This is a genomic window from Paracoccus sp. TRP (assembly GCF_000185925.1).
Taxonomy (GTDB): Bacteria; Pseudomonadota; Alphaproteobacteria; order Rhodobacterales; family Rhodobacteraceae; genus Paracoccus; species Paracoccus kondratievae.
This window is the reverse complement of record NZ_AEPN01000002.1, coordinates 14,549-35,770: the sequence shown is the minus strand read 5'-3', so window position 1 is coordinate 35,770 and position 21,222 is coordinate 14,549. Positions and strand designations below refer to the sequence as shown.

Below are 21,222 nucleotides of genomic sequence, written 5' to 3'. Positions count from 1 at the left end.
GCATGGATGTAGACAATATCAAATTAATACAACCTAAGATTGTAATAAATTTAAACGGATGTCCCATTGGGTGGTCTTGCATGCCATGGCGCAGCATGGAATGAATCTGTTAGCAACATTCCAGCTGCCTGACCGGATCGCCAATGAAATTTTCTACCCGACAAGACATGGACCTTGCTGCGGAGGATCTGTTTCGCGCCGTCAGCAACTTCAAGGCCATCGAGCGGCTTTTGGTTCGTCGTGGCGTTGATCTGCGTCGGCAGGACAGGCTTGCCGGGACGGCTGTTGGCATGCGCTGGCAACTGGGGTTCGACTGGCGCGCCCATCACCGCGAGATGGTGCTTGAACTGACGCAGTTTGATCCGCCTGAAGCGCTGACACTTGAGGGGAGCTCGGATCAGTTCAACCTGTCCATCCGCATGACAGTCGTGGCGTTGACCCGGACAAAGTCACGGCTGCTGTTTGAAACCGAGGCCCAGCCGCGTGGCATGAAGGCGCGCATCCTGTTGCAAACCGCCAAGCTGGGCAAGTCTCAGCTGGATCGCAAATTCGCCCGTCATGTGGGCGATCTGGTCACCTATCTGATCGCGAATACCTAGGGCCGGCTGAATCTGCCGGCCCTGCTTTGGGCTCGCTTAGGCGCGGTCACTCAGCCGCTTGAGTCTGTGTCGCGCGCAACGGATCGGCAGGATAGACCCCAAGGATGTTCAGGCTGGAGGTAAAATAATCAAGCTCTTCCAGCGCGCGGGCGACAGGCGGATCCTCGGGGTGCCCTTCGATATCTGCGTAGAACTGGGTGGCGGTGAAAATGCCGTCCACCATATAGCTTTCCAGCTTGGTCATGTTGACGCCGTTGGTCGCAAAGCCGCCAAGAGCTTTGTAAAGCGCGGCGGGGATGTTGCGCACCCGAAAGACAAAGCTGGTGACCATGGTTGTCCCGCCCTGGCTGTTCGCGCGGCGGGAGAAATCGGGTGAGCGCGACATGATCAGAAAGCGGGTGGTGTTGTTCTGGCGGTCTTCGATTCCCGAGGCCAGCTCTTCAAGCCCGTAGATTTCGCCTGCGAGCGGCGAGGCGAGCGCGGCAAGCGAGGGCTCTCCCCGGCGCGCGACCTCATGGGCCGAGCCTGCGGTATCGGCGCCGACCACACCATGGATGCTGTGACGACGCAGAAATCCACGGCATTGGCCCAGCAGAACCGGATGGCTCATCGCATCGGTGACCTGGGCAAGCTTCGTGCCCGGCACCGCCAGCAGGCTGATCTGCACCCGAACAAAGCCTTCGTCGATGATATGCAGCCCGCTTTCGGGCAGCAGGTGATGGATGTCTGCGACCCGGCCATAGGTCGAGTTCTCGACCGGCAGCATCGCCAGTTCGGCGCGGCCGCTGCGTACCGCCTCGATCGTGTCCTCAAAGGTGCGGCAGGGAAGTGCCTCCATCTGCGGGCGATAATGGCGGCAAGCCTGATGGCTATAGGCGCCCGGCTCGCCCTGGAATGCGATTACGTTCTGGGTTGTTGCCTGGGTCATCTGTCACACCTTCGCTTGCAGGGCCGTCGCGTGGACCCTGTGTCCGGGCGGTCATTCCGCCTGATTTGTGCTGCGCAAGCGACAACTATACCTTGAACCGGCGAAACAAAAGCGGGTAGATACGCCCAAATCCACGGACAGACCCAAGGGATCCGCAGACATGTTCGATACCATGACCGTCACCAAGGCCGCCGGTGCGCTCATCGGCGCTCTTCTGTTCCTTTTGCTGATGAACTGGGCGGCTTCGAGCATCTATAACATCGCGTCCTCGGGTCACGGTGGTGAAGGGGAGCACGCTCAGGCCTATACTATCCCCGTTGAAGAGACCGGAGGCGAATCCGAGCCGGCAGCCGAGGAAGGTCCCGATTTCGCAACCGTTCTGGCCTCGGCCGATGCTGCGGCTGGTGAAAAGGTCTTTGGCAAATGCAAGGCCTGCCACAAGCTCGACGGCACCGATGGCACCGGCCCGCACCTGAACGGTGTGGTTGGTCGTGCGGTGGCCAGCATCTCGGGCTTTAACTATTCGGACGGGATGAAGGCGCATGGCGGGGACTGGACCCCCGAGGCGTTGCAGGAATTCCTGACCAACCCCAAATCGGTAGTCAAAGGCACCAAGATGGCTTTCGCCGGTCTGCCCAAGGTTCAGGATCGCGCCAACCTGATTGCCTATCTGCAGTCCCAGCAGTAAGCGTCAGACAAGCTGGATCACAGTGCAGGGCGTCCCGCGGGGCGCCCTTTTTGCTTGCCTGTTGCGGCATATGGTCCCCCGCTCACGCATTTGCATGTTGAACCGTGCACGCGGACTGCTAGCCTTGGTGCAAAGGTGGCGACATGCCCGAGCAAGCCAAAACAAGGATCACCAAGACCCGATGAAAATGCCCATTCTGCGACATGCCCCGATGGTTGCACTGGCCCTGGCGCTGATGCCCGGCTGGTCCCTTGCCCAAGAGCCGCAGGCCTCTGGAACCATCGTTTCGCACGGCATTTCGGTTTTCGGTGAGCCCGAGCTTCCTGCCGATTTCAAGCATCTGCGTTATGTGAACCCGGATGCGCCCAAGGGGGGCGAGATCTCGGAATGGTTCTCGGGCGGGTTTGACAGTTACAACCCCTATACCCATCGCGGCCGGGCGGCGCTTTTGTCGAACGCCATGCTGGAGCCGTTGATGGAGGGCGTGGCGGATGAGATCGGCACCGCCTATTGCCTGCTTTGCGAGACGATCGAATATCCCGAAAGCCGCGACTGGGTGATCTTTCATCTGCGACCCGAGGCCAAATTTTCCGACGGTACGCCTTTGACCGCCCATGACGTGCTGTTTTCGTTCGAACTGTTGCGCGACAAGGGCCTGTCATCTTATCGCACGGTCATCGCCAAGATCGTCGCCAAGGCCGAGGTGATTGACGATCACACGATCAAGTTCATCTTTCAGCCCGGCTATCCGCGCCGTGACGTGATCCAGTCGGTCGGCGGTCAGATCGTCTTTTCGCGCGAGGATTTCCGCAAGAACAAGCGCGACATCGAACAGTCGAGCACCATCCCCTTTGTCGGCTCGGGCCCCTATATGTTCGACCGGGCGGATATGGGGCGCTCAATCACCTTCAGGCGCAATCCTGACTATTGGGGCAAAGACCTGCCGATCAATGTCGGGCGGCACAACTTTGACCGCATCCGCATCGAATACTTCAGCGATTACGACAGCGCCTTTGAGGCATTCAAGGCCGGGGTCTATACTTTCCGCAACGAGGCAAGCTCGATCCACTGGGCGACGCGCTATGATTTTCCGAACTTTCAGTCCGGGGCTGTCAAAAAGGAAGAACTGGCGAACGGCGATATCTCCAACGGTCAGGGGTGGGTCTTTAACCTGCGTCGACCCAAGTTTCAGGACATCCGCGTGCGTGAGGCCATCGCGCTGATGTTCAATTTTGAATGGTCGAATGAGACGCTGTTCTACGGGCTTTACACGCGGGTGAACTCGCCTTGGGACAACAGCCCATTGATGGCGCAGGGCAAGCCTGCTCCTGCCGAACTGGCGCTGCTTGAGCCACTGGCCAAGGACCTGCCGCCTGGCGTGCTGACCGATGATGCGGTGGTCCAGCCGGTTTCGGGTAAGACCCAGCTTGACCGCAGGAACATGCGGCAGGCGGCAAAGCTGCTGGATGAGGCTGGCTGGACGGTCGGCAGCGACGGAATGCGACGCAATGCCAAGGGCGAGGTGCTGCGGCTTGAGTTCCTGAACGACAGCGCCACCTTTGACCGCGTGATCAACCCCTATGTCCGGAACCTGCGCGCCATCGGCATTGATGCGGTGAACCTGCGTGTTGATGACGCCCAGCTGACGGCGCGTACCCGCAGCCATGACTTTGACCTTGCGACCACCCATATGGCGCAGGGCTATTTTCTTAGCGGCGATACCGAGCAGACCTTTGGTTCGGAAAACGTGGGCGATGTGTTCAACCTGATGGGGCTGGCCAACCCGGCCATAGATACGCTGATCCAGAAAGGGATCGAGGCGACCACGCAGGACGAGATGATCACCGTCGCCCATGCGCTGGACCGCAGCCTGCGCGCGTTGCGCTTTTGGGTGCCGCAATGGTACAAGGCTGCCCATACCGTCGCCTATTATGATATCTTTGGTCACCCCGACACCCTGCCGCCCCATGCGTTGGGTGAGCTTGATTTCTGGTGGTATGACGCGGATAAGGCAGCAAAGCTGAAACAATCCGGCGTGCTGCGCTAGGGCCCGCAAGGGCTGGCGCGGATCAGGCGGAGCAAGGGGACGGATGGCAGCCTATATCCTGCGGCGCTTGTTGCTGATCATACCCACGCTGATCGGCATCATGCTGGTCAACTTTACCCTGACGCAATTCGTTCCGGGCGGCCCGATCGAACAGATCATTGCCCGCGTTCAGGGCGAGGGCGATGCGCTGCGCAACATTACCGGCGGCGGGGGTGAGGCAGCGCAAAGCAGCGAATATGCTGGTGCCCGCGGTATCCCGCCCGAGCTTTTGGACCAGCTTGAGGTTCAGATGGGCTTTGCCCGTATCACCTGCTCGCCGGCCCATCAGGGCGAACCGGATCTGAAATCCCCCGAATGCAGCAAAGAAAAGATCGGGGCGGCCGAACGCTTTCTGGTGATGATGGGCAATTATGTCCGGTTTGATTTCGGGACCAGTTTTTTCCGCTCAATCTCGGTGATTGATCTGGTGCTGGAAAAAATGCCGGTCTCGATCACGCTGGGGCTATGGTCGACGCTGATCGCCTATCTGATCTCGATCCCGCTGGGTATCCGCAAGGCGGTCCGCAACGGCACGCCTTTCGACACATGGACATCGGGCGCGATCATCGTCGGCTATGCCATCCCGGCCTTTTTGTTCGCAGTGTTGTTGATGGTCCTGTTCGCGGGCGGCAGCTACTGGCAGATATTCCCTCTGCGCGGGCTGACCTCGGACAACTGGGCGGATCTGAGCTTGTGGGGCAAGGTCAAGGATTACCTGTGGCACATCGCGCTACCGGTGACGGCAACGACGATCTCAAGCTTTGCCACGCTGACGCTGCTGACCAAGAACAGCTTTCTGGATGAGATCAACAAGCAATATGTGATGACCGCCCGTGCCAAGGGCCTGACCGAGGGGCGCGTTCTTTACGGCCATGTCTTTCGCAATGCCATGCTGATCGTGATCGCCGGCTTTCCCGCGATGTTTCTGGGTGTGTTCTTTGGCTCTTCAATCCTGATCGAGACGATCTTCTCGCTCGATGGGCTCGGGCGGCTGGGGTTCGAGGCTGCTGTGCAACGCGATTATCCGGTGATCTTTGGCACGCTTTATGTCTTTGGCATGCTGGGCCTTCTGGTCGGTATCCTGTCGGACCTGATGTATGTGCTGGTTGATCCGCGTATCGACTTCGAGCGGAGGGCCGGCTGATGGCAATGACTGAACTGACCCGTCGCCGCCTGCGCAATTTCCGCCGCAATTCACGCGCTTTCTGGTCGCTGATCATCTTTACAGTGCTGTTTGTGGCCTCGCTTTTTGCTGAGCTTATCGCCAACGACAAGCCGATCCTCGTCAGCTACAAGGGCGGGCTGTATTTCCCGGTCTATCGCTTTTACCCCGAGACCGCTTTTGGCGGCGATTTCGGGACCGAAGCGATCTATACCGATCCGGGGGTGCAATGCCTGATCCGGACCGGTGGGCGACAAGAGTGCTGGGCCGATCCCGAGGCGACCGAGAAAGAGGCCCGCGAAACCGGGCAAGTTGCCGGTGAGGCGATCGAACGTGGCTGGATGTTGTGGCCGCTGATCCCCTATCATTATCGCACCATCAATAATGTCGGCACCGCCCCAAGCGCGCCCGATGCCGAGCATTGGCTTGGTACGGATGACACCTCGCGCGATGTCCTGGCGCGGGTCATATATGGTTTCCGCCTGTCGATCCTGTTCACGATGATCGTGACCGTCGTCGCCTCACTTTTGGGAATCGCTGCGGGGGCGGTGCAGGGATATTTTGGTGGGCGTACGGACCTCGTATTTCAGAGATTACTTGAAATATGGAGTTCAACGCCTTCGCTTTACGTGATTATTATTCTGTTTGCGATCCTTGGGCGCAGCTTCTGGCTTTTGGTTTTTGTCTCGATCCTGTTTGGCTGGCCGGCGTTGGTCGGCGTGGTCCGGGCCGAGTTTCTGCGGGCGCGCAACTTTGAATATGTCCGGGCGGCGCGGGCGTTGGGGGTCAATGACCGCACGATCATGTTCCGCCATATCCTGCCCAATGCCATGGTGGCGACGCTGACGATGATGCCCTTTGTCGTCACCGGTACGATCTCGTCTCTGGCCGCGCTCGACTATCTTGGCTACGGGCTGCCGACTTCCGCCCCCTCACTGGGCGAACTGGCCTTGCAGGCCAAACAGAACCTGCAGGCGCCGTGGCTGGGTTTTACCGCCTTTTTCAGCTTTGCGATCATGCTTTCGCTGCTGGTGTTCATCTTTGAGGGCGTGCGCGACGCCTTTGACCCAAGAAAGACCTTCCGATGACCCCGGTTCTGGAAGTCACAGATCTGCGGGTGGGATTCCGGCAGGACGGGCAACTGACCCCCGCCGTCAAGGGCGTGAGCTTTACCGTCAACCGGGGCGAGACGGTCGCGCTGGTCGGCGAATCCGGTTCGGGTAAGTCGGTGACAGCGCTTTCGACGGTGCGGTTGCTTGGTGACGCGGCCGAGGTCGCGGGTTCGGTCCGTTATGAGGGACGCGAGCTGCTGGGCGCTTCTGAGGCTGAGCTGCGCCGGGTGCGTGGCAATGACATCAGCTTTGTTTTCCAAGAGCCGATGACCTCGCTGAACCCGCTGCATACGCTTGAGTGGCAGCTTGGAGAAAGTCTGGCGCTGCACCAGAGCCTGAAAGGGGCCGAAGCGCGCGCGCGGATCATCGAGCTTTTGACCCGGGTTGGCATTCGTGACCCCGAAACCCGGCTTGCCGATTATCCGCATCAGCTTTCAGGTGGGCAACGTCAGCGGGTGATGATCGCCATGGCCTTGGCGAATGGCCCCGAACTTTTGATAGCTGATGAACCGACCACGGCGCTGGACGTGACGATCCAGGCCCAGATCATGGAGCTGTTGGCCGAGCTCAAGGCGGCCGAAGGGCTGTCGATGCTGTTCATCAGCCATGATCTCGGCCTTGTGCGCCGCATCGCTGACCGGGTTTGCGTGATGAAGGGCGGCGAGATTGTCGAGCAGGGGCCGGTCGAGGAAATCTTTGCCAATCCCCAGCACGAATATACCCGCATGCTGCTTGCGGCCGAGCCTCAGGGCCGGGCCGAGCCTTTGGTCGGGGACCCGCCCGAGGTGGTGGCGACCCGTGATCTTAAGGTCTGGTTCCCGATCCAGCGTGGTTTCCTGCGCCGCACCGTCGGGCACGTGAAGGCGGTGAACGGTGCTACCCTGTCGGTTCGTGCGGGCGAAACGCTGGGGATCGTCGGTGAATCGGGCAGCGGCAAGACCACGCTTGCGCTGGCAATCATGCGGCTGATCGAAAGCGATGGGCCGATCCTTTACATGGGGCGCGATATTTCTGCCTTACCGGGCCGGGCGCTGCGGGGCCTGCGTCGCGACATGCAGATCGTGTTCCAGGATCCCTTTGGCAGTCTTTCGCCCCGGATGACGATCGAGCAGATCATCTCTGAGGGGCTGGGCGTTCACGGAATCGAGCCGGGCCGCGACAGGCGCGAGATGGTGGACGCCATCATGCGAGAGGTCGGGCTGGACCCCGCGACCATGCATCGCTATCCGCATGAATTCAGCGGCGGGCAGCGTCAGCGGATTGCGATTGCCCGTGCCATGATCCTCAATCCCAAGCTTGTGGTGCTGGACGAGCCGACCAGCGCGCTGGACATGACCGTGCAGGTGCAGATCGTCGAGCTTTTGCGCCGTCTTCAGCGCAAGCATGGGCTTGCTTACCTGTTTATCAGTCATGATTTGCGTGTTGTGCGTGCGATGTCCCATCAGATCATGGTCATGCGCGCAGGTGAGGTGATCGAACAGGGTACGACCGAGGCGGTGTTTGATAACCCGCATAACGAGTATACGCGCCGTCTGATTGATGCCGCCTTTCTGAGAACGCTTGCATGAAAATCCTGTTCATCCATCAGAACTTTCCGGGCCAGTTTTTGCACCTTGCGCCGGCGCTGGCGGCGCGTGGCCATCATGTGCTGGCCCTGACGGATGAAAAGAACCAGCGAGCTTCTCCGGTCAAGGTTGTGCGCTACAAGGCGCCGGCCGACTTGAAATTGCCCCCCATGCTGGGCCGGACCTTCAGTGAGATGGCCGATCGCGGCTGGCTGACCGCGCGCGCCTGCCGGGCGCTGCGGGATCAGCACCACTATACCCCCGATGTGATATTCGGCCACAGCGGTTGGGGTGAGACGTTGTTTCTGCGTGAGATCTGGCCCGAAACCAAACTGCTTGTCTATGCCGAGCTGTTGTATCGCACCCGTGGCCATGATGTCGGCTTTGATCCTGAAATCAGCCCAGGCAGCGATGAAGGCCGGGTGACCACGATTGCGCGCTCTGCCCATCTGATTCAGGGGTTGGTGCAGGCGGATGCGGGGCTGTCGCCGACCGAATATCAGGCCAACTCATTCCCGCCCGAGCTGCGCCAGAAATTGAAGGTGATCCACGACGGTATCAACACGGAGAAGGTTCGCCCCGATCCGCAGGCGAAATTCCGGCTGCCTGATGGGCGCGAACTGCGGGCGGGTGACGAGGTGCTGACCTATGTGTCCCGCTCGCTTGAGCCGTATCGTGGCTTTCACCGCTTTATGCGGACGCTGCCCGAGGTGATGCGCGCGCGCCCCGAGGCGCAGGCGCTGCTGGTCGGTGGGGATGGTGTCAGCTACGGTGGCCTGCCCAAGGACGCGCCCGGGTGGAAGGAAAAGCTGCTGGCCGAGCTTGATGGCCAGCTTGATCTTAGCCGCATCCATTTTCTTGGCCGCGTGCCCTATCTGCAATATCTGGCGCTGTTGCAGGTCAGCCGGGTACATTGCTACCTGACCTATCCCTTTGTGCTTAGCTGGTCGTTGACCGAAGCGATGTCGGCGGGCTGTTATATCGTCGGTTCGGATACCGAACCGGTGCGTGAACTGATCCGTGATGGCGAGAATGGCCGATTGGTGCCCTTCTTTGATCAACCCGCGCTTGAGGCGGCGCTGATCCGCGGTCTTGCCGGTGACCCCGAGGCAGAACGGCTGAAGATAGCGGCGCGCAAGACGATCTTGCAAGGCTACGACCTGCACCGCCACAGCCTGCCGGCACTGATCGACTGGGTCGAGAGCTTCGCGCCTTAAAGCGAGATTTCGCTGTCGGGGTTCAGTTCGGGAAAAGGCGGAACCTCGGGCGCGCGCAAGGGATCATCGCCGCGCGGGTTCAGGCGCGGATCGTTTTCGGGCGCGGGGCGCAGCATGTCGCGCAGGGCGTCGCCAACTGGCGGAGGCGGCGGCGCATCAGCGCGGCGGCGGATCAGAATATCGCCATTCTCAAGCCGTTCGGGGGCCTGATAGTTGCGCACGTCATCCATCAGCTTGCCGATATCTTTCAGAACCGGGGTGACCGCACTTAACGTATCGCCCATATCCCGGCCCAGCTGATCCAGCAGCGGCTCAGCGTCGTTCAGCATGTTGCGCATAAAGTTTTCCAGCCCCTCCTCCAGCGTGCGGGGGGCCTCTTCTGGCGTGGTCTCGGGTGCTGGGTTGTCAGCCAGCGGGGGCTCGTAACCCTGCGCAAGGGCAACGGGTGCGGCCAGCATCCACATGATCGAGGGAATAATAATGATGCGCATGGCCCGGTCCTTTGGCTGTTCTGAAAGAAAACGGGAAGGGCGGCGCCCGGGTTCCATCAGGCCGGGTACGCCTTGTGCATATTGCGAAAATTATCCCAAGCCTCGTTCAGTGCGCGGGTGCGGGCCTCGGCCAGACGGATCGCCTCGGGCGGCAGGCCGCGGGCCAGGGCGCGATCCGGGTGATTTTCGCGCACCAGCTCGCGCCATCGCCGCCGTGCCTCGGGCAAAGGCGTGTCGGGCGTGATCCCCAGCACTTCGCAAGAGGGGCAACCCTGCCTGCGGTCGTGGCGGGCACGGATTGTCGCCACCTGTTCGGGCGGCAGGCCAAAGATACGCGCGACCTCGTCAATAAAGACGATTTCGGCCTCGTGCAGGTCGGTATCGGCGACGGCGATGATGAACAGCCCCTCGACCACATCGGCCAGCACCGGGTCACCGGGCGGGAACATGCGGGCGATCCGCCGTGCCCAGGCGTCGAACCCGGCCACATCCTGTCGCGCAAGATCAAAGACCCGGGCGGCGTTCTTTTCCTCGGATCGCGGAATGATAAAGACGCGACGAAAGGCCGCCACTTCGGATCGCGCGACCGTGCCGTCGGCCTTGGCAAGCTTCGCCCCCAGCGCGATCACCGCGATGGTGAAAGCAACCGATTTCTCGGGGGGGGTCGCCGGTCGGTGTGTGGCGACCAGCGCCGCCAGCCGGTCGGCGATGCGCTGCCAAAAGCTGCGCGGCTTTGGCAGTTCGGGGCAGCAGTGTTTCTGATCTTTGATCGCGGCTTCCATGGCCTGCAGCCTATGGGGGGCGAGAGCCCAAGTCCACTGACATTCCTGCCAGTTACAATGTGTTACCTGCGGCTTTCCAACACGGCCTTGATGACCAGCACGACCAGCGCGATAACGGTCAGGGTCGAGGCTGCGGCGAATGCGCCTGTGGTGTTAAGATCGTTGAACATCAGCTCGATTTGCAGGGGCAAGGTGTTCGTTTGGCCCCGGATCGAACCTGAAACGACCGAAACCCCGCCGAATTCCCCGACCGCACGTGCGGTGCACAGCACTGCGCCGTAAAGCAGCGCCCAGCGGATATTCGGCAGCGTGACGCGGGAAAAGACCTGCCAGCCGCGCGCGCCCAGCGTGACTGCCGCCTGCTCTTGTTCCGAGCCCTGCGCCTGCATCAGCGGCAGAACCTCACGCGCGACGAAAGGTGCGGTCACGAACATGGTGACAAGCAGAATACCGGGCAGGGCGAACATGATTTTCAGATCATGCGCGGCAAGCCACGGTCCCAGCAGACCTTGCCGACCATAGAGCAGCAGATAGCAGATCCCCGCGATGATCGGCGAGATCGAAAAGGGAATCTCGATCAGCACCATCAGCAGCTTGCGCCCGGGAAAGCGAAACCGGGCAATGGCCCAGGCGGCGGCGATTCCAAAAGCGACGTTCACCGGCACAACGATCACTGCGACCAGCGTCGTCAGCCAGATCGCATGCAGGACCAGCGGGTCGGTGATATTGGCCAGGTAAACCGCCCAGCCCCCGGCAAAAGCGCGCCAGAAGATAAAGGCCAGCGGCGCCACGACAAAAATCGCCGTCAGCACAAAGGCAAGCCCGATCAACAACTGCGGCATGCGGCGGCTTTGGCCGGGTGCATGGGAAAGCGCGAGCGTGGACATTACCGGGCCTCCAGATGGCGGGCGGCGCGGAACTGGATCAGGTTTGAGATCATGAGCAGGATCAGCGCGAACAGCAACAGCACCAGCGCAATGGCGGCTGCGCCCTGATAATCGTATTCCTCAAGCCGGATAAAGGCGAGCAGCGCCGCGATTTCGGTCTTGAACGGCAGGTTGCCGGCGATGAACACCACTGCCCCGAACTCACCCAAAGAGCGGGCAAAGGCGACCGTCGAGCCGGCAAGCCATGCAGGCAGGATCGCGGGCAGGACGACCCGGCGGAAGATCGCAAAGGGCCGCGCCCCCAGTGTCATCGCGGCCTGCTCCATCGCCGGGTCCAGATCCTCCAGCACCGGCTGGATCGCGCGCACCACGAAAGGGATCGAGGTGAAGGTCATGGCAAGGATCACGCCGCCCAGCGTATAGACGACATTGATCCCCGCACCGGTCAGGGGTGCGCCGAGCCAGCCGTTCGCCGAATAAAGCGCGGTCAGCGAGATACCGGCCACCGCCGTCGGCAGCGCAAAGGGAATATCCATCAGCGCATCAAGAATGCGCTTGCCCGGAAAGTCATAGCGGGTCAGGACCCATGCCATGAGCAACCCGTAGAAAGCGTTGAATACGGTGGCCAGTGCTGCAGCGGTCAGCGTCACCCGCAGCGCCGCCAGCGTACGCGGCGCGGCGATGATGGCCCAGAACCGTGCGGGGCCGATCTCGGCCCCTTTAAGGACCAGTGCAATCACCGGGATCAGGATCACCAGGGCGACATAAAGCAGGGTCGTGCCGAGGCTCAGAGAGAACCCCGGCAGAACCCGTTTCGGCTTGATGGCCGCAGCCGCCGTCATTGGTTAACAAAGACCTTGTCGAGAATCCCGCCCTCGGCCAGATGCTCGGTATTGATCTTGTCCCAGCCGCCAAAGACTTCGTCTACGGTCAGCAACTTGACCTCGGGGAAGTCGGCGGCGTGTTTGGCCGCGACCTCTTGATCGGTGACGCGATAGTGGTTCCCGGCCAGGGTTTCCTGGGCCTCGGGCGTGTAAAGCCACTTGAGGTATTCGGTCGAAACCTCGGTCGAGCCGTTCTTTTCGGCGTTCTCGGTGACCACCGCCACCGGGAAGGCGGCAAACAGGCTGGTTGCCGGGGTCACGGCCTCAAAACCCTCCGCCTCATATTGGCGGGCGATACCCTTGGTTTCAGCCTCAAAGGTGATCAGCACATCGCCGATGCCGCGTTCGGCAAAGGTCTGGGTGGCTGCGCGGCCACCGGTGTCAAAGACCGGCACATTGGCAAAGATCTTGCCGACGAATTCCTGCGCCTTTTCGGGCGAGCCGCCCTCTTGGGTCAGCGCATAGGCATAGGCGGCCAGATAGGTGTAACGGCCATTGCCGCTGGTCTTGGGGTTAGGGAACACCGCCTGCACGTCGTCCCGGGCAAGATCGGACCAGTCCTTGATGCCTTTCGGGTTGCCCTTGCGCACCAGGAAGGCGGGCAGCGAGTAATAGGGCGACGCGCCGTTCGGCAGCGCCTCGCGCCAGTCCTCGGCCACGAGGCCGTTCTTGGCCAGCACGTCCACATCGGTTTCCTGGTTGAAGGTCACCACATCCGCCGGCAGCCCTTCAAGAATGGCGCGGGCCTGTTTCGACGAACCGCCGTGGCTTTGGTCGACAGTCACGTCGCGGCCGGTTTTGTCCTTCCAGTAGGCCTGAAACTCGGGGTTCAGCGCCTCGAACAGTTCGCGGGCGATATCATAGCTGACGTTCAGGATCTTGTCCTGAGCCAGCGCCGGGCCTGCGCCCAGAAGCAGCGCCAATGCGGCGACGTGAAGCTTGCGGATAATCATATGCTTTTCTCCTTGCGGGGGAATTCGGTTGTGGCGGCCTGCGGCTGGCTGGTGCGGGGGCCGGGAAAGATCGTGCCTGCCTCGGGGCGCAGGTTCACGCGCGCACCGGGGGAGAGCCCCTGTGCCTCGGGTGCACGTCGGGGCAGGTCGATGCCAAAGTGCTGCGCTCCATCTGTCAGCTCAAGCCGCAACAGCGCACCATTGCTGGTGCGCCGTACGATCTGCCAGCGTCCCAAGGGATCGGCGAGCGGCGTGACATCGGCAGGGCGCAGAAACAGGGTTCCGGGCCCGTCGGGCAGGGCGCGGCGCTGCAGACGACTGGCGTCGAGTCCCTGTGCCTCGGTCCGGCCGGCGTTCAGCATTACCGGCAGCTCGATCGTCGCGCCCATGAACCGGGCGACAAAGGGACTGGCAGGATGGTCGTGGATCTGGTCGGCATTGCCGATCTGTTCAATCCGGCCTTCGCCCATCACCACGACGCGATCTGCAAGCTCGAAAGCCTCTTCCTGATCGTGGGTGACAAAGATGGTGGTCGAGCCGGTTTCGTCATGCACCTCGCGCAGCCAGGCGCGCAGGTCGCGGCGCACCGCAGCGTCGAGCGCGCCAAAGGGCTCATCAAGCAGCAGCACCGTCGGTTCAATGGCCAACGCCCGGCCAAGTGCGACACGCTGGCGCTGTCCGCCCGACAGCTGTGTCGGATAGCGGTCGCCCAGGTGGCCGATCTGCAGGAACTCAAGCAGCTGGTTCACCTTGGCTGCAATCACCGCCTTGCCCGGTCGTTCGGCCCGCGGGCGCACGGTCAGGCCAAAAGCGATGTTGTCGCGCACGGTCATGTGCGGAAACAGCGCATAATGCTGAAAGACAAAGCCGATGCGGCGGTCCTGTGCCGCCAGATGCAGCCAGTCGGCACCATGAACGCGCAAGCCCCCGGCATCGGGCCAGTCAAGCCCGGCGATGATCTTTAGCAGCGTCGTCTTGCCCGACCCCGAGGGGCCCAGCAATGCCACCAGCTCGCCCGATTCGATGGTCAGGTCGATGCCCCGCAGCACCGATGTGCCGTCGAAGCTTTTGGTCATGTGCTCGATGACGATGGACATGGGCGCCTCCGTTTCAAAAGCAGAGGTAGCGGTCGGCTGGGGACCGGACAAGCGGCGCAAGCCCTTGACACCTTGGGCTGTCGCGAACGTTTTCCCACGCCTGCCGGGGCCAAAGCTCATTGGTTCCCGTCCTGTCGCCTGCGGGCGGAAAGCATCCGGCCTCTGGCCTGCTGCCAAGCGCATTCTTCCTTATTTTTCATGCGGCCTGCTGCACCGACGCTTTGCAACCTGCACAGGTGCTGCTAAGCCCGCCGCGCAGTGCAAAAGGGAAGCAAAACCATGAGTGTCGGCGATCCGGTGATCGGTCAGGAAAGCCCGTTGGGCGAAGATCTGGCGCTGCTTTTTGAGCGGCACACCGCGGATATGCACGCTGATACCCCGCCGGAATCGATCCATATGTTGCCCCGCGCCGAGCTTGAGCGGCCAGAGATCGCCTTTTTTGTGCTGCGCGAAGGGGGTGTGCCGCTGGCCATGGGTGCGGTCAAGCGCATCGGTCCAGATCATGGCGAAATCAAATCCATGCATGTGCTGACCGAGGCGCGTGGCCGTGGCCATTCGCGGCGCATGCTTGAGGCGCTGATTGCCTACGCCCGGGCAGAGGGCATGGCGCGGCTCAGCCTTGAGACCGGGGTACAGCCGACCTTTATCGCTGCGCGCGGGCTTTATGCGCGGGCGGGTTTCGTCGAATGCCTGCCCTTTGGCGACTACCAGCCCGATCCGAACAGTGTCTTCATGACAATTGCGCTTTCAGATCGGGATTGAACGGTTGATTCAGCCGCAATCCTGCGCCATGACTGCGGCCGTGCGGGCCCGTAGCTCAACTGGATAGAGCAGGGACCTTCTAAGTCCAAGGTTGAGGGTTCGAGCCCTTCCGGGCCCGCCAATGAATTCAATGTGTTAAGCTGATCCCGGGCATCCTGGTTACTGCGATGGCAAGCCGCAGTGCAGATCGGTACTGACGAATAGTTGTGTGGTGTTTCCGGGCTTTTCTTGTGTCGTAAAGCCCGGATCAGCCCGACAAAAACCCAAATGATTCGGATGCTGCTGTGGCGCCTGCCACGGCGGCGAATTGGCGGCAGATATTCCCGGAATATCCGGGTGTAACAAAGCAGACGCCTATTGCATCACATGAAAGAGCGAAATGCCCGGATCGATTGTGATGTCTGCGAAAAATCGCCGTGAGCCATTCGATAATCAACTCTCAGACAGCCAATCCTGCCGGTCTGACTGATCGGAAAAACGAAAGGGCCGGGCGAATGGCCCGGCCCTTTGTGTTTGCCTTGGTTATTGAGCGATCACTCGCGGTTGCCAAGGAACTGCAGCAGGAACATGAACAGGTTCAGGAAGTCCAGATACAGCTGCAGCGCACCCATGATCGCGGATTTGCCCAGGAATTCCTGATCCGACTCTGCCAGTTGCAGATAGGTGTTCTTGATGTTCTGCGTGTCAAAGGCAGTCAGCCCGGCAAAGATCAGCACACCGATCGCCGAGATGGCGAATTGCATGGCGCCGGATTTCAGGAAAATGTTCACGATCGACGCGACGATCAGGCCGATGAGGCCCATCATCAGGAAAGTGCCCATCCCCGAGAGGTTACGCTTGGTGGTGTAGCCCCAGATCGACAGCCCGGCAAAGGCGATCGCGGTGATCAGGAAGGTCTGCACGATCGAGAAAGAGGTGTAGGCGGCAAAAATCCAGCTGATCGATACGCCCATCACCGCGGCGAAGGCGTAGAACAGCGTCGTCGCACCCTGCACCGACAGGCGATTCAGCGCGGCGCCAAAGGCAAACACCATCAGCAGCGGCGCAAAGGTTACTGCCCATTTCACCGGCGACAGATACAGGGTCTTGCCAAGATCGGTCAGGTATTTGCCGTTGCCCAGCATCCATTGCGTGGGGGTGTCGGACAGGGTCAGCCCGGCCATACCCCAGGCAGCGCCAGCGGTCACCAGCATGCCCACGGCCATAAGGCCATAGACCTTGTTCATATAGGCGCGCAGGCCCTCATCCACGGCAGCCGAGCGCGTCGCGGTCCCGGCCGTGCGGATAGAATAGTGATCTGCCATAAGTTCTCCCCGGTCAGAAATCGCGGTGCGGCCCGGACGGCCCACCATCGGGGAAGATATTGGCGATAACTGAGGTTTTTTCAATGCAAAGCGAACGGTTTCTCGCCAATCTGACATAAATTTCATAAACTGATGATGACTTTCCCGGTCGAGCGACGGCTGCGCAACAGCTCATATCCTTCGTCCAGCCGCTCCAGCGGAAGGGTGGCGCCGACATGTGGGCGCAGCCTGCCTTGGTCATATAGTGCAAAAAGGGCGGCGATATCCTGGCGCAAAAGCGCGGGGTCGAGCTTCTGATAACCCCCCCAGTAGAACCCGTGGATTGCGATGTTCTTGACCAGCGCGTGGTTCAGCGGCAACGCCGGAGGCCGGCCCCCCGCAAAGCCGATGATGAGAAAGCGTCCGCCCGGTCTCAGCGCGCCAAAGGCAGCCTCGCCCGGTTTGTCGCCGACCGGGTCATAGACGATATCGGCACCGCCCAGCTCACGCAGTGCGGCCCTGAGATCAGGGCAGGCGGCACTGTCGATGCAATCGGTGGCCCCGGCCGCCCGGGCGACAGTAAGTTTGTCCTCGCCCCGCGCCACGGCAATCACTCGCGCCCCAAGGGCCGCGCCGATTTCGACAGCAGTTAGTCCGACACCGCCTGCCGCGCCCAGAACCGCCAGCGTTTCGCCCTGCCGCAACCCGGCACGCCGGGTCAGGGCAAAATGGCTGGTGCCATAGGCGATCAGAAAACCGGCGGCCTCTTCAAAGCTCATCCCATTGGGGATCGGGTGGCAGCTTGCGGCGGGAAACAGGTTCGCCTGCGCCACAGTGCCCTGGCTCAATACCGCAACGCGGGTACCGGGGGGAATCAATACATCCGGGCCGGTCGCAATCACCTCTCCGGCGCCTTCGAGGCCCGGAATGAAGGGCGGAGAGGGCGTTTCCTGATAGTGACCTTGCGTCATAAGCAAATCGGCGAAATTCAGCGCTGCGGCCCGCAGCCTTACCAGCACATCACCCGGACCTGGTGGCGCAAGTGTCACATCGGCAGGAACGGGGGCGCCGGGTATTTTCTTGATTTGCATTGTTTTCCAGCGTTTTTGCACATTTCCTCCCAATTGCATCATGTCATTGCGCGCGTTTTTTCTGTTGATCATGAGGGCTGTCTTCGAGTGATTATTGCCCACTGCAAACGATTGTCTTTTTGGACAAGTGGATAACATGGAACTCGAAAAATACGACAATCTGTTGTAGCGCCCGTTCAGATTGAGTGAGGTTGTTACTATGAAGCATAATGTAGACGTTCACGTTGGTAAGCGCATCCGCCATCGCCGTTGGATGATCGGTATGACGCAGCAACAGCTTGCTGAAAAAGTTGGTATCAAGTTTCAACAAATTCAAAAATATGAAACCGGGATGAACCGTGTTTCGGCGTCCCGGCTTTGGGATATCGCGCAGGCGGTAGAGGTGCCGGTCAGCTTTTTCTTCGAGGGTCTCGAAGATGGCCACACCCACAGCACGATCGAGGGGGATATTCTGGCCGATAAAGAGGCGCTGCAACTGGTGCGTGCATATTACGCCATGCCCGAAGCGCAGCGTCGCCAGATCTTTGAACTCGCCCGTGTCCTGTCGGACGCAGCCTGACAACGGCAGGTCGTAGCTCCAAGGCTTTCGTTCAAAGAACTCTGCGGCTAAACCTGCGCCCAAGGCATTACCACGGGGGCAGGCCATGACGAGTGCGAACGAGATCACTCCTGAGCGGGCTGAACGGATCATGGCCGTGGCGCATCGTCTTGCCGATGCTGCCCGGACCGAGACGCTGAGCCTGTTTCGCAGCCCGTTGCTGCGACCTGACAATAAATCCGCCACCGGCTTTGATCCGGTGACCCAGGCTGACCGCGCAAGCGAGCGTGCCATGCGTGCCATTCTGGCCGCCGAGTGTCCAGAAGATGGCATTTTGGGCGAAGAATATGGCGGGCAAAGCGGGCAAAGCGGTCTGACCTGGGTGCTGGACCCCATAGATGGCACCCGCGCCTTTATGGCCGGGGCGCCTAGCTGGGGCGTCCTGATCGGCGTCAGCGATGCGCAGGGGCCGATTTATGGCATTGTTGATCAGCCCCATCTTGATGAGCGTTTCGAGGGCGGTTTTGGCCGCGCCCAACTGATATCGCGCGCGGGTTCGGTCCCGCTTGGCGCGCGCCGGGGGGTCGCCCTGGCGCAGGCAACGCTGATGAGCACCTATCCCGAGGTCGGAAGTCCCGCCGAACATGCTGCATTTTCCCGCGTTGCCTCGCGGGCGCGTCTGGTTCGCTATGGACTTGATTGCTACGCCTATGCGCTGCTTGCCGCCGGTCACGTCGATCTGGTGATCGAGGCCGGGCTTCAGCCATATGACGTTGTTGCGCCGATTGCCGTGATACGGGCCGCAGGGGGTGTGGTGACCGATTGGCAGGGTGGGCCTGCCCATAGCGGCGGCACGATCCTTGCCGCCGGATCGGCAGAATTGCACGCCGAGGCGCTGGCCCTTCTAAAGGGTGATTGAGCCCCCGCGGCAAGGCCCCTATGGTGCCGCCGACTGATAGCGCTGTCCGACAGCACCAGACCCCAATCCTCGTCACCACACGAAAGTCCAGCAAGGAGGCCGTCTGCCGATGACCGAGCCGCGCGAGACCGAGACCGATACCTCGGAAGCCGAATTCCAGCTGAGCCGGCAGAATCTCGACCCGATCAACCGGGCGATAGATGAGCAGGACGGGCAGGCGCTGGACGAGTTGCTTGAGTCGATGCACGCCGCCGACGTTGCCGACCTGATTGAGCAACTGACGCCGGCGCGCCGGCGCGCGTTCCTGCAGCTCTATTCAGGCGAGATTGACGGCGAGATCCTGTCCGAGATCGATGAATCGATCCGCGAAGAGGTGATCGAGCAGCTGCCCCATGAGGTACTGACCGAAGCCGTGCGCGAAATGGACAGCGACGACGTCGTTGACCTGATCGAGGACATGGAGGCGCCCGAACAGCAGGCCATCCTTGCTGCGCTGGACGATTCCGACCGTGCCGCAGTCGAGCGTTCGCTGACCTGGCCCGAATATTCGGCCGGTCGTCTGATGCAATCCGAGGTCGTGACTGCGCCCGAACATTGGACCGTGGGCGAGGCCATCGACTTTCTGCGCGCCGAAGAATGGCTGCCCGACCAGTTCTATCATGTCGTGCTGGTCGATCCACGCCGTCATCCGACGGGTTATGTCACGCTGGGTAAGCTGTTGGCCTCTCGCCGGGCCACGCCCTTGCGCGACATTATCGAGGATAGTTTCCGCACCATCTCGGCCCGTCAGGACGAAGGTGATGTCGCCTATGCTTTCAACAAATATCACCTGATCTCGGCACCGGTGGTCGATGACGATGATCGTCTGGTTGGTGTCATCACCATCGACGACGCCATGTCGGTGCTGGACGAAGAGCATGAAGAGGACTTTCTGCGCATGGCCCGCGTCTCGGACGAGAGCCACGTTTCAGACGGGCCTTTCCAGACCGTGCGTCAGCGCCTGCCGTGGCTGGTGATCAACCTCTGTACCGCATCGCTTTCGGCGCTGGTCATCTCGCGCTTTGAATCGACGCTGGCCCAGCTGGTCATTCTGGCGGCGCTGATGCCGATCGTCGCCTCGACCGGAGGGATTGCGGGAACGCAGTCCCTGGCCGTGGCGGTGCGGGCGCTTGCCACGCGCGAACTGACCAGCGCAAATGCGCGGCGCGTCATCCTCCGCGAATTGGGGGCGGGGCTGCTTAACGGTGTCGGCCTTGCGGTGATCCTGATCATGGCCGGTGTGTTCTTTCTGGGCAGTCTGGAGATCGGACTGGTACTGGGTGCGGCGATGATCGCCAACCAGATCGTGGCGGCCATGGGCGGTGTGCTGGTGCCATTGGGGCTTAGCAGGCTGGGGCTTGACCCGGCACTGGCCTCGGGGACTTTCGTCACCACCATGACCGATATGATGGGTTTCTTTGCATTTCTGGGGCTGGCCTCATGGTTTCTGGTTTGAAAAAGCAGTTGCGCCAGCAGGCGCTGGCCGCGCGCGGGCAGGGTGGCGATGATGAGGCGGTGACGCGTCATCTGCTAGAGGTACTGGTCCCCCACCGTGGGAAAGTGCTGGCTGGCTATTGGCCGATGCGGGACGAGGCCGATCCGCGCCCTGCGATCTCGGCTCATGACGGTCCTGTCTGTCTGCCTGTGGTCACCGGCCCGGCGCGTCCATTGGAGTTTCGCGCGTTCGACGGCCGGTTAGAGGCCGGATCCTTTGGCACCAGCCATCCGCCAGCTGATTCGCCTGTTATGCAGCCCCAGGTGCTGATCGTCCCTCTGGCAGGATTTGACCGCGAAGGTCATCGGCTGGGATATGGCGGCGGATTTTATGATCGGACGCTGGAGATTCTGCGGACTTCCGGCCCGGTGGTCGCCATCGGTCTGGCCTATGCGGTGCAGGAGATTCGCTCGATCCCAGTCGAGCCTACCGATCAGTCGCTGGATATGATCGTCACGGATCAGGGTGTCATTCTGCCGCAGCCGCAAAATTCACAGGTCAATCCTGACGGAACAAAATCGTAATCCTGAGGCGGCACTGCTGGGGAAAACCCTGTGGAAAACAGGTGAACCGATTGCGGGAAGCCTCTAGCTTCCTTCGGAATTTACCGGTCACACGGGTTTTCCACCCTTTGTTAACATTGC

At 61.1% G+C, this 21,222-nt stretch carries 21 protein-coding genes and 1 tRNA gene; 13 read left to right on the top strand and 9 right to left on the bottom strand.

What is annotated here, in order from left to right:
• Positions 1 to 143 precede the first annotated feature (143 nt).
• A complete protein-coding gene (locus PARACOCCUSGL_RS0101410) occupies positions 144 to 599 on the top strand; it encodes a hypothetical protein (RefSeq protein ID WP_040601626.1) in 456 nt (151 codons plus the stop codon).
• 46 nt (positions 600 to 645) lie between these two features.
• Here PARACOCCUSGL_RS0101410 and PARACOCCUSGL_RS0101405 read toward each other — a convergent pair whose 3' ends face one another.
• Positions 646 to 1,527: a prephenate dehydratase gene (locus tag PARACOCCUSGL_RS0101405; RefSeq protein WP_010392311.1), complete on the bottom strand. Its 882-nt coding sequence runs from the start codon at positions 1,525 to 1,527 to the stop codon at positions 646 to 648.
• A 160-nt stretch (positions 1,528 to 1,687) separates the two neighbouring features.
• On the opposite strand from PARACOCCUSGL_RS0101405, the gene PARACOCCUSGL_RS0101400 reads away from it, so the two are divergent.
• The 6 genes from PARACOCCUSGL_RS0101400 (at position 1,688) to PARACOCCUSGL_RS0101375 (ending at position 9,357) form a co-directional block, all read left to right on the top strand.
• Entirely contained in the window at positions 1,688 to 2,215 is a 528-nt protein-coding gene (locus PARACOCCUSGL_RS0101400) for a cytochrome c family protein (RefSeq protein WP_010392310.1), read from the top strand.
• Between the two features lie 181 nt (positions 2,216 to 2,396).
• Complete coding sequence (locus tag PARACOCCUSGL_RS0101395; protein WP_010392309.1) at positions 2,397 to 4,262, top strand: extracellular solute-binding protein; 1,866 nt, start codon at positions 2,397 to 2,399, stop codon at positions 4,260 to 4,262.
• 43 nt (positions 4,263 to 4,305) lie between these two features.
• A complete protein-coding gene (locus PARACOCCUSGL_RS0101390) occupies positions 4,306 to 5,445 on the top strand; it encodes a microcin C ABC transporter permease YejB (protein WP_010392308.1) in 1,140 nt (379 codons plus the stop codon).
• Positions 5,445 to 6,551 (top strand): ABC transporter permease, encoded by a 1,107-nt coding sequence (locus PARACOCCUSGL_RS0101385; RefSeq protein ID WP_010392307.1) that lies wholly within the window; start codon positions 5,445 to 5,447, stop codon positions 6,549 to 6,551. Before PARACOCCUSGL_RS0101390 ends, PARACOCCUSGL_RS0101385 begins: the two co-directional genes overlap by 1 nt.
• Positions 6,548 to 8,143, top strand: coding sequence for an ABC transporter ATP-binding protein (locus tag PARACOCCUSGL_RS0101380; protein ID WP_010392306.1), 1,596 nt, complete (start codon positions 6,548 to 6,550; stop codon positions 8,141 to 8,143). Before PARACOCCUSGL_RS0101385 ends, PARACOCCUSGL_RS0101380 begins: the two co-directional genes overlap by 4 nt.
• The gene (locus tag PARACOCCUSGL_RS0101375) at positions 8,140 to 9,357 is read left to right on the top strand and encodes a glycosyltransferase (RefSeq protein ID WP_010392305.1); all 1,218 of its coding nucleotides are present in this window, start codon (positions 8,140 to 8,142) and stop codon (positions 9,355 to 9,357) included. Before PARACOCCUSGL_RS0101380 ends, PARACOCCUSGL_RS0101375 begins: the two co-directional genes overlap by 4 nt.
• Here PARACOCCUSGL_RS0101375 and PARACOCCUSGL_RS21175 read toward each other — a convergent pair.
• The 6 genes from PARACOCCUSGL_RS21175 to PARACOCCUSGL_RS20155 form a co-directional block, all read right to left on the bottom strand.
• Entirely contained in the window at positions 9,354 to 9,848 is a 495-nt protein-coding gene (locus PARACOCCUSGL_RS21175) for a hypothetical protein (RefSeq protein WP_138918260.1), read from the bottom strand. The genes PARACOCCUSGL_RS0101375 and PARACOCCUSGL_RS21175 overlap by 4 nt on opposite strands.
• A gap of 56 nt (positions 9,849 to 9,904) precedes the next feature.
• Positions 9,905 to 10,630, bottom strand: a complete 726-nt coding sequence (locus PARACOCCUSGL_RS0101365; protein WP_010392303.1) for a molecular chaperone DjiA — start codon at positions 10,628 to 10,630, stop codon at positions 9,905 to 9,907.
• Between the two features lie 62 nt (positions 10,631 to 10,692).
• The gene (cysW, locus tag PARACOCCUSGL_RS0101360) at positions 10,693 to 11,517 is read right to left on the bottom strand and encodes a sulfate ABC transporter permease subunit CysW (protein ID WP_010392302.1); all 825 of its coding nucleotides are present in this window, start codon (positions 11,515 to 11,517) and stop codon (positions 10,693 to 10,695) included.
• Positions 11,517 to 12,359 carry a sulfate ABC transporter permease subunit CysT gene (gene cysT, locus PARACOCCUSGL_RS0101355; protein ID WP_010392301.1) on the bottom strand — a complete coding sequence of 281 codons (843 nt, stop codon included), beginning with the start codon at positions 12,357 to 12,359 and terminating at the stop codon, positions 11,517 to 11,519. Before cysT ends, cysW begins: the two co-directional genes overlap by 1 nt.
• Entirely contained in the window at positions 12,356 to 13,354 is a 999-nt protein-coding gene (locus PARACOCCUSGL_RS0101350) for a sulfate ABC transporter substrate-binding protein (protein WP_010392300.1), read from the bottom strand. The genes cysT and PARACOCCUSGL_RS0101350 overlap by 4 nt, the downstream gene beginning before the upstream one ends.
• On the bottom strand, positions 13,351 to 14,451 hold the full coding sequence (locus PARACOCCUSGL_RS20155; RefSeq protein ID WP_040601635.1) for a sulfate/molybdate ABC transporter ATP-binding protein: 1,101 nt from the start codon (positions 14,449 to 14,451) through the stop codon (positions 13,351 to 13,353). Before PARACOCCUSGL_RS20155 ends, PARACOCCUSGL_RS0101350 begins: the two co-directional genes overlap by 4 nt.
• Positions 14,452 to 14,730: 279 nt before the next feature.
• Between PARACOCCUSGL_RS20155 and PARACOCCUSGL_RS0101340 the strand changes: the two genes are divergently transcribed.
• A complete protein-coding gene (locus tag PARACOCCUSGL_RS0101340) occupies positions 14,731 to 15,213 on the top strand; it encodes a GNAT family N-acetyltransferase (protein ID WP_010392295.1) in 483 nt (160 codons plus the stop codon).
• Positions 15,214 to 15,257: 44 nt separating this feature from the next.
• A tRNA-Arg gene (locus PARACOCCUSGL_RS0101335) sits at positions 15,258 to 15,334 on the top strand.
• Between the two features lie 412 nt (positions 15,335 to 15,746).
• Here PARACOCCUSGL_RS0101335 and PARACOCCUSGL_RS0101330 read toward each other — a convergent pair.
• Positions 15,747 to 16,517, bottom strand: coding sequence for a Bax inhibitor-1/YccA family protein (locus tag PARACOCCUSGL_RS0101330; RefSeq protein ID WP_010392294.1), 771 nt, complete (start codon positions 16,515 to 16,517; stop codon positions 15,747 to 15,749).
• 122 nt (positions 16,518 to 16,639) lie between these two features.
• Entirely contained in the window at positions 16,640 to 17,587 is a 948-nt protein-coding gene (locus PARACOCCUSGL_RS0101325; RefSeq protein WP_040601634.1) for an NADPH:quinone oxidoreductase family protein, read from the bottom strand.
• Positions 17,588 to 17,786: 199 nt separating this feature from the next.
• Here PARACOCCUSGL_RS0101325 and PARACOCCUSGL_RS0101320 point away from each other — a divergent pair, with 199 nt between their 5' ends.
• From PARACOCCUSGL_RS0101320 to PARACOCCUSGL_RS0101305, 4 genes are all read left to right on the top strand, one after another.
• On the top strand, positions 17,787 to 18,146 hold the full coding sequence (locus PARACOCCUSGL_RS0101320; protein WP_010392290.1) for a helix-turn-helix domain-containing protein: 360 nt from the start codon (positions 17,787 to 17,789) through the stop codon (positions 18,144 to 18,146).
• Positions 18,147 to 18,231: 85 nt separating this feature from the next.
• Positions 18,232 to 19,044 carry an inositol monophosphatase family protein gene (locus PARACOCCUSGL_RS0101315; protein ID WP_010392288.1) on the top strand — a complete coding sequence of 271 codons (813 nt, stop codon included), beginning with the start codon at positions 18,232 to 18,234 and terminating at the stop codon, positions 19,042 to 19,044.
• A 109-nt stretch (positions 19,045 to 19,153) separates the two neighbouring features.
• Positions 19,154 to 20,539, top strand: coding sequence for a magnesium transporter (mgtE, locus tag PARACOCCUSGL_RS0101310; RefSeq protein WP_010392286.1), 1,386 nt, complete (start codon positions 19,154 to 19,156; stop codon positions 20,537 to 20,539).
• The gene (locus PARACOCCUSGL_RS0101305; RefSeq protein ID WP_010392285.1) at positions 20,524 to 21,102 is read left to right on the top strand and encodes a 5-formyltetrahydrofolate cyclo-ligase; all 579 of its coding nucleotides are present in this window, start codon (positions 20,524 to 20,526) and stop codon (positions 21,100 to 21,102) included. The genes mgtE and PARACOCCUSGL_RS0101305 overlap by 16 nt, the downstream gene beginning before the upstream one ends.
• Positions 21,103 to 21,222: the final 120 nt, after the last annotated feature.